Below are 7616 nucleotides of genomic sequence, written 5' to 3'. Positions count from 1 at the left end.
ATCATTACTTTTTACTTCTATAGTGGAAACATTTTTTGTTTTATGGTTGATAAAGTCAAAGAAATTTTGCAAAGATTTAAAAATTGAATTAATTTTTGCACTTACCATATATTTTATACACATATATACAATAGCTGAAATTATAATTAAAAATATAACAACTACAGCAACTATAATTAATTGAAGATGATATAAAGGTGCTAAAACCGAAGTTCTAGGGGTTGTTACAAGTATACTCCAATGACTTGAATTTTCTAATGTACTAAAAGAAGAAACCGAAGCATAACTGGTTAAACCTGTAGATGTATAAAAATTATTGATTAAAATATCTCTATGTTCTTTAATAGCACTTAATATAGGAGCTACAGAAGGAGAATGGTTGTATTCATTGATTTTTTGCAAAATTGCTTTAGGATTTTCATGAATAACAAATGTTCCATCATCTGTAAGTAGTAATCTTTGATCTCCTTCGTGAAAATTTAATGAAGGATTAAGTAAAGCTTTAGACATCTGTGAAAGCTCTAAAGAGAAACCAATAACTCCTGCAAAATCTCCTTTTTGATTAAAAATAGGCATTCCTAAGTTTATTCCTAAAAATTCTCCATTGCCATAATCAAGACGCTTAACTGAACCAAAAATAACCTTTTGCTCTCCATTGTGCACATTGTTTTCAATTTTTGAGATTACAGGTATACTGTTATACATATTTTTATTTTGTATAAATGTTTTAATACCTCCGTCAATCCCTGGAGTTGAATCATTATAAACAATAGATAAATTTCCATTTTGAATGTCTTTTTCTTTATTTCCTGATAAGACTGAAAGATCTTTAATGTATAAAAAAGCATAAGTGGTATGCATACTTGAATCTAATGTTTTTTTGGTCAAATTTTCCAATACATTAATGTCAATATTCCCATTATCATTAATAACTTGTTGTATACTAGCACCTAATGCTTTAGAGAGTAAAAAAGGTTCGTTAAGTGTGGATTGCATATAATTTACATATCTTTTTGAAGCTATGTCTAGAGCAATTTCTGCTTCTTTTTCCATATTTTGAGAAACTTTCCATGATATGATGGCAATCATAAAGACTAAGCTAACCATAACACTTCCAATTACTGAAAGGGTTAATTTAGTTCCGATAGATTTTAACATTGTCTTCCTTTCTTGTATATTTATTTTCTAAATTATAACTATAAAATGCTTATTTTTTTCTAAAAAAGTTATTAATTATTAATTAATATTTTGTTAATATTAATTAATAATTAAATTAACTAGTGTTAAAATACATTTACATCAAATTTATATTAAGGAATAGCAATGAAAAAGATTTTCATTTCTTTTATTGTCCTAGCGACATATTTATGGGCAGAAAATACCGTCTATGCCGATGAAGTTGTATCACTTTATCTTAATAAAGATGATACTAAAGTCATAGGAAGACTTTTACCTACAAATCCTTTTGAAGTATTAAAAAGCGAAAATAACAGGGTTTTGCTAAAAATTGATGGTTATGTAAATCCTAAAGCAACTTCTGTGATTTATTTTAATGACTCTCAAAGAATTATTGTTGCAGCTTTTTCTAAAAATACAAAATTAAATTTCTCTCAAAGAATAACTGGAAAAGATGGAAAATGGGATAAGGTAAGCCTTGAAATTTGGGCAGAACAAAAAGAATTTGTCAAAGACAATAAAGAAATGTTAAATCGAGCCAAAGAGCTTTTTGTAAATAACTGCGGAATTTGTCATGCTATCCACAAAGAAAAAGAATTTACAGCTAATACTTGGCCTGCAATTTTCCGTTCTATGGCTGATAGAACAGGCATTGATAAAAAAGACAGATGGTTAGTTATAGAATACTTACAAAAAAACGCAAAAGATTTTAAAACAAAATAAGGAGAAAAGCATGCTAGATAGAAGAAAATTTTTAAAAATTGGAGCGAGCTTAAGTGCTTTACCTCTCATTCCAAGCTTAAGTGCAGGAAAAACCTTAGAAGCTTCAAAAGTTAGCCTCGGACTTGTAAAAAATGGAGAAGTGATTACCGCAGCACACTGGAGGATTTTAAAACTCACTATAAAAGATGGCAAGATAGTAAAAAGTGAACCTTGGAAAAAAGTTACAAAAATGGATAATCCTTTACAGCACTATACCGCCGATATGGTTTATAAATCTCGTGTGAAGTACCCTTATGTACGTAAATCTTACCTTGAAAATCCTGACAATCCTAAGCCTGAACTTCGTGGTAAAGATGAGTTTGTTCGCGTAAGTTACGATGAAGCGATCAAGCTTATCGCCAAAGAGCTTAAAAAAACAAGAGATAGTAAAGGTGCAAGTGCGATTTTTGGTGGAAGCTATGGCTGGAAATCAAGTGGAAATATGCAAAACTCACGTATCTTGCTTCATAGATTTTTAAATGTAACAGGTGGATTTGTAGGAGCTACAGGGGACTATTCTACAGGAGCTTCTCAAGTGATTATGCCTTATGTTGTAGGATCGATTGAAGTTTATGAGCAACAAACCTCATGGGAAAATATCTTAAGTGATTCTAAATATGTTGTGATTTGGGGTGCTGATCCACTATCTACTTTACGTATAGCTTGGACTTCAAACGAACAAAGAGGTTTGGCGTATTTTGAAAAACTTAAAGACAGTAAAATCAAAATAATTTGTATAGATCCTGTAAAAACCACTACAGCAAAATTTTTAAATGCCAAATGGATAGCTCCACGCCCAAATACCGATGTAGCTTTAATGATAGGTATGGCAAGCCATTTAATCGCTAAGAAAAAAGTCAATTACGAGTTTTTAGACACTTACACCACAGGCTTTGATAAATTTAAAGACTATTTAGAAGGCAAAGAAGATGGAGTGAAAAAAGATACCAAATGGGCAAGTAAAATTTGCGGTATCGATGAAAAAACTATCAAAAATTTAGCTGAAACTTTTTATGATAATTCTACTATGATTATGAGTGGTTGGGGTATGCAAAGAGCACATCATGGCGAACAGCCTCACTGGATGTTAGTTACTCTTTGTGCAATGTTAGGACAAATCGGCACAAAAGGAGGTGGTTTTGGACTAAGCTATCATTACAGCAATGGCGGTGTTCCAACTTGCAAAGGCGGAGTTATCGGCGGTATGACAGCAGGTAGTTTTAGGGATTTGGAAAAATGGTAAATTTAAAGGTTTAGCAAAAAGCGAAACTTCAAACGAAGGCGCAGAATGGCTTCAAAATGCAGCGAGTTATTCTTTCCCTGTAGCAAGAATCGCTGATGCTTTACTTCACCCTGGAAAAACTATAGATCACAACGGCTCTAAGCTTACCTATCCTGATATTGATTTTATTTACTGGGTAGGCGGAAATCCTTTAGTGCACCATCAAGATACCAACACTAACGTAAAAGCATGGAGAAAACCACGCGCCGTTGTGGTAAATGAAATTTACTGGACTCCAACAGCTAAAATGGCAGATATTGTTATGCCTGCAACTTCATCTTATGAAAGAGATGATATTACCATGACAGGAGATTATTCAAATATGCATATAGTTCCTATGAAACAAGCAGTTGAGCCTGTGGGTGAAAGCAAAGATGATTATGTAATTTTCTCTGATATTTGTAAAATTTATGGAAAAGATGTCTTTAATGCCTACACAGAAAATGGCAAAAAAGCTAAAGATTTCATCAAAGAATACTACAACAGTGCCCTAAAACAAACTCAAAGTTTTGGCGAAGCTTTTGCTGCTCCTATGCCAAGTTTTGAAGAATTTTGGGCTAAAAATGAACCAATCACTTTTGAACCAACAGCTGAAAGTTTAGAATGGACTCGTTTTTCAGAATTTATAGAAGATCCTATCTTAAATGCTCTGGGTACAGATTCAGGACTCATTGAAATTTACTCAGAAGCGATTAAAAATTATAATTATGATGATTGCAAAGCCCATCCTACTTGGTTTGAGCCTATTGAATGGCTTGGAAATGCAACCAAAGAAGCACCTTTCCACTTACTTACAAATCACCCAAGAGATCGCTTGCACTCTCAACTTTGCCACACAAGCTTAAGAGATACTTATGCAATAAAAGATAGAGAGCCGATTTTAATCAATTCCAAAGATGCAAAAAAACTTGGTATAAAAAATGGCGATGTAGTACGCGTGTTTAACAAACGCGGTGAAGTTTTAGCAGGGGCTGTTGTAAGCGATGAAATCATGCAAGGGGTTGTAAGGCTTTGTGAAGGTGCTTGGTATGATCCTAATGAAAACGGACTTTGCAAATGTGGAAATGCAAATGTTTTAACCATGGATATGCCAACTTCAAAACTTGCCAATGGCAATATCTCTCACACAGGGCTCGTAAACATAGAAAAATTTAAAGGTGAACTACCAAAACTTACTGCCTTTAATGCGCCAAAAGGTGTGAATTAAATTGCAAGAAAGCCGTAAGGCTTTCTATTGTCCAAGCAAATTTAAACTTAAAGCCATTATTGCCATTCCTAATATAAGTCCATATAAACTATCATGGGCCTTATCATAAGTTTTTGCAGCGGGCAAAAGTTCATCAAGAGATATAAAAACCATAATTCCTGCAATCACAGCAAAACTTATAGCTAAAGTAAGATCGCCTATAAAAGGCAATAAAATCAAAGCTCCAACAAAAGCACCCAAAGGTTCTGCAAAACCCGAAAGAGCTGAATAAATAAAAGCTTTTTTCTTATCTCCTGTAGCATGGTAAATTGGCAAACTCACGGCCAAACCTTCAGGGATATTGTGTATAGCCACAGCTATAGCTATAGCAATTCCTAAAGTAAGATTATCAAGACTCGAAATAAAAGTAGCAAAACCTTCTGGGAAATTATGTATAGCAATAGCTAAAGCTGTAAAAATCCCTGTGCGTTTTAAAGCTTTAGTATTGATCTGATGTAATTTTTCTCCAGGATGAAATTTCGGAGGATTTTGTCCTTTTTGAGGTAAGGGACAAATTTTTAACTCGCTTAAATCCTTTTTAGGCTCGTGAGGATTGACATCTTCGGGGATTAATTTATCAATCAATAAAGATATTAAAATTCCACCAAAAAAACAAGCCAATCCCAAAAGCTCAGCCCAATGCGAATCATAGTGATTTTTAAAATCTTTAAGTGCAGTGGGTAAAATTTCCATGAAAGAAATATATATCATTACCCCAGCTGAAAAACCAAGTCCTAAAGAAAGCACCCTTAAATCATCTTTTCTAGAAAAAAAGGCTATTATAGAACCTATAGCTGTAGAAAAACCTGCAAAAAGAGTCAGTAGCATTGCGATAAAAATCTGTTCAAAGGTAAATTGCATTAATAATTCTTAACTTCAATAAAATTTCAATATTTTAAATACTTATATTTATAAAAAGTTAACATATGGTAAAAATACAAAAGATATTAAAATTTTTAAGAATATTTTAAAAAAATATAGAATACTATACTAAGTTTTTTATAAATTTTTAAAAGTTAAGGAAAAAATATGAATTTTCGTTCTTTAAATATAAGCACTAAGCTTATTCTATCTGTAGCTATAGGGGTAATTTTAGGCATTATCGTATTAGTTTCAACAGTTTCCATATATATTTCTGAAAATATGGAGAAAGAGGCCAAGGATTCAATATTTTTAGCTTCAAAAAGATACACCAATTATATGGAAGGTATTCTAAATGAAACTGTTGCACTTACAAAAGGAACCGCAACTTCCTTAAATGATATGTTTGAACATAATAATCAAGTTGATGCTGATTTGATTGAAAGCTTAATGAAAAATTTATTTGATAGTAGTTTATATTCAGCTTATACTTTTTTGTATTTAAAAGATACTTCAGTGCTAGGGGATGCTCAAGGAATTGATAAAAGATACACAAGTTCTGATGGTAAAACTTTTGCTATGATTTATTTTGATCAAACCACTGGAAAATCTGGAGGAATAGAAACGATTCAAACGCCAAATAATTTTGGTAATTTAAAGATTATAGAGCAAGTAGAAAAAAACGCTAAATATGGAGATAAAGACAGTTTATTTGTTGGGCCACCAACTAAACTTAACTACGATGGAAAAGATTTTCTAGGTATTAATTTTGGAATGCCTATTTTTAATAATAAAGGTAAATTGATTGGAGTTGCTGGATATACTTTAGATTTTTCTGAAGTTTCTGAAACCATGCTTGATCCAAAATTAGATTTTTTTGAAGGGGATTTAAGATTTTTAATGACTGATAAAGGTGTTATTGCCATTCATAAAAATCATAATGCCATTTTAAAAACACTCAATGATATAAATAAAGATCCCTCTGTGGAGTTAGTCAATAACGCTGTTAAAGAACACAAAACTGTTATAATAGATGATTATGTTGCTTCAACTGGAGATTTAAGCTATGCATCCGTTTCATCTTTTAGCACTGCAAATAATTCAAGTTATTGGAGTATGGTTGTAACTGCTCCTAAAAATTCAGTTTTAGCACCTTTAAAGAAACTAGAAATTATTTTTATCGTTATTTCTTTTTTTATACTACTTGTCATATTGATTATAGTTTATGTCTGCGTTAAAAAAATAGTTGGATCTAGAATTCCTGTCATTTTAAAATCTTTAGAAAATTTCTTTCGTTTTTTAAATCACGAAAAACACGAAGTTGATTTAATTTCAATCAAAGCCGATGATGAACTTGGAAAAATGGGCAAAATGATCAACGAAAACATCCTTGCTACTAAAAAAGGTTTAGAACAAGACAATCAAGCTGTTAAAGAATCAGTTCAAACCGTATCAGTTGTAGAAGGTGGTAATTTAACAGCAAGAATTACTGCTAATCCAAGAAACCCACAACTTATTGAACTTAAAAATGTTCTAAATAAACTTCTTGATGTTTTACAAGCTAGAGTAGGTTCTGATATGAATGTTATTCATAAAATATTTGAAGAATACAAAAGCTTAGATTTTAGAAATAAAATCTCTAATGCTTCAGGAAGTGTTGAATTAACTACTAATGCTTTAGGTGATGAAATAGTTAAAATGCTAAAACAAAGTTCAGACTTTGCTAATGCTTTAGCTAATGAAAGTGGAAAATTACAAACTGCTGTTCAAAGCTTAACCACTTCTTCAAATTCTCAAGCTCAATCTTTAGAAGAAACTGCAGCAGCTTTAGAAGAGATCACTTCTTCTATGCAAAATGTTTCAGTTAAAACTAGTGATGTTATCACTCAATCTGAAGAGATTAAAAATGTTACAGGTATTATAGGAGATATCGCAGATCAAATCAATCTTCTAGCTTTAAATGCAGCTATTGAAGCTGCACGTGCTGGAGAACATGGTAGAGGCTTTGCTGTTGTGGCTGATGAAGTTAGAAAGCTAGCTGAGAGAACTCAAAAGTCTTTATCTGAAATAGAAGCTAATACTAATTTACTTGTTCAATCTATCAATGATATGGCAGAAAGTATTAAAGAACAAACTGCAGGTATTACTCAAATCAATGATAGCGTAGCACAAATTGATCAAACTACTAAAGATAATGTTGAAATTGCTAATGAATCAGCTATTATTTCTAGTACAGTAAGTGATATAGCTAATAATATCTTAGAAGATGTTAAGAAGAAGAGGTTTTAA

The 7616-nt window shown here is 31.9% G+C and carries 3 protein-coding genes and 2 pseudogenes; 3 read left to right on the top strand and 2 right to left on the bottom strand.

Annotation, left to right across the window (positions count from 1 at the left end; genetic code table 11):
• Positions 1–1158 (bottom strand): annotated as a pseudogene (locus tag AJ885_RS06620) (cache domain-containing protein); the annotation flags it as partial.
• Positions 1159–1323: 165 nt separating this feature from the next.
• Here AJ885_RS06620 and AJ885_RS06615 point away from each other — a divergent pair.
• Entirely contained in the window at positions 1324–1899 is a 576-nt protein-coding gene (locus AJ885_RS06615; protein ID WP_070210111.1) for a cytochrome c3 family protein, read from the top strand.
• 10 nt (positions 1900–1909) lie between these two features.
• Positions 1910–4427, top strand: a pseudogene (locus AJ885_RS06610) (molybdopterin guanine dinucleotide-containing S/N-oxide reductase).
• A 24-nt stretch (positions 4428–4451) separates the two neighbouring features.
• Here AJ885_RS06610 and zupT read toward each other — a convergent pair.
• Positions 4452–5327: a zinc transporter ZupT gene (gene zupT / locus AJ885_RS06605; protein WP_044794573.1), complete on the bottom strand. Its 876-nt coding sequence runs from the start codon at positions 5325–5327 to the stop codon at positions 4452–4454.
• 168 nt (positions 5328–5495) lie between these two features.
• Between zupT and AJ885_RS06600 the strand changes: the two genes are divergently transcribed.
• Positions 5496–7616, top strand: a complete 2121-nt coding sequence (locus AJ885_RS06600) for a methyl-accepting chemotaxis protein (protein WP_070280904.1) — start codon at positions 5496–5498, stop codon at positions 7614–7616.

The organism is Campylobacter sp. BCW_6464 (assembly GCF_001762775.1).
In the GTDB taxonomy this organism is placed as follows: Bacteria; Campylobacterota; Campylobacteria; order Campylobacterales; family Campylobacteraceae; genus Campylobacter_D; species Campylobacter_D jejuni.
The sequence above is the reverse complement of the archived record's forward strand: the minus strand, read 5'-3'. Positions and strand labels throughout refer to the sequence as shown.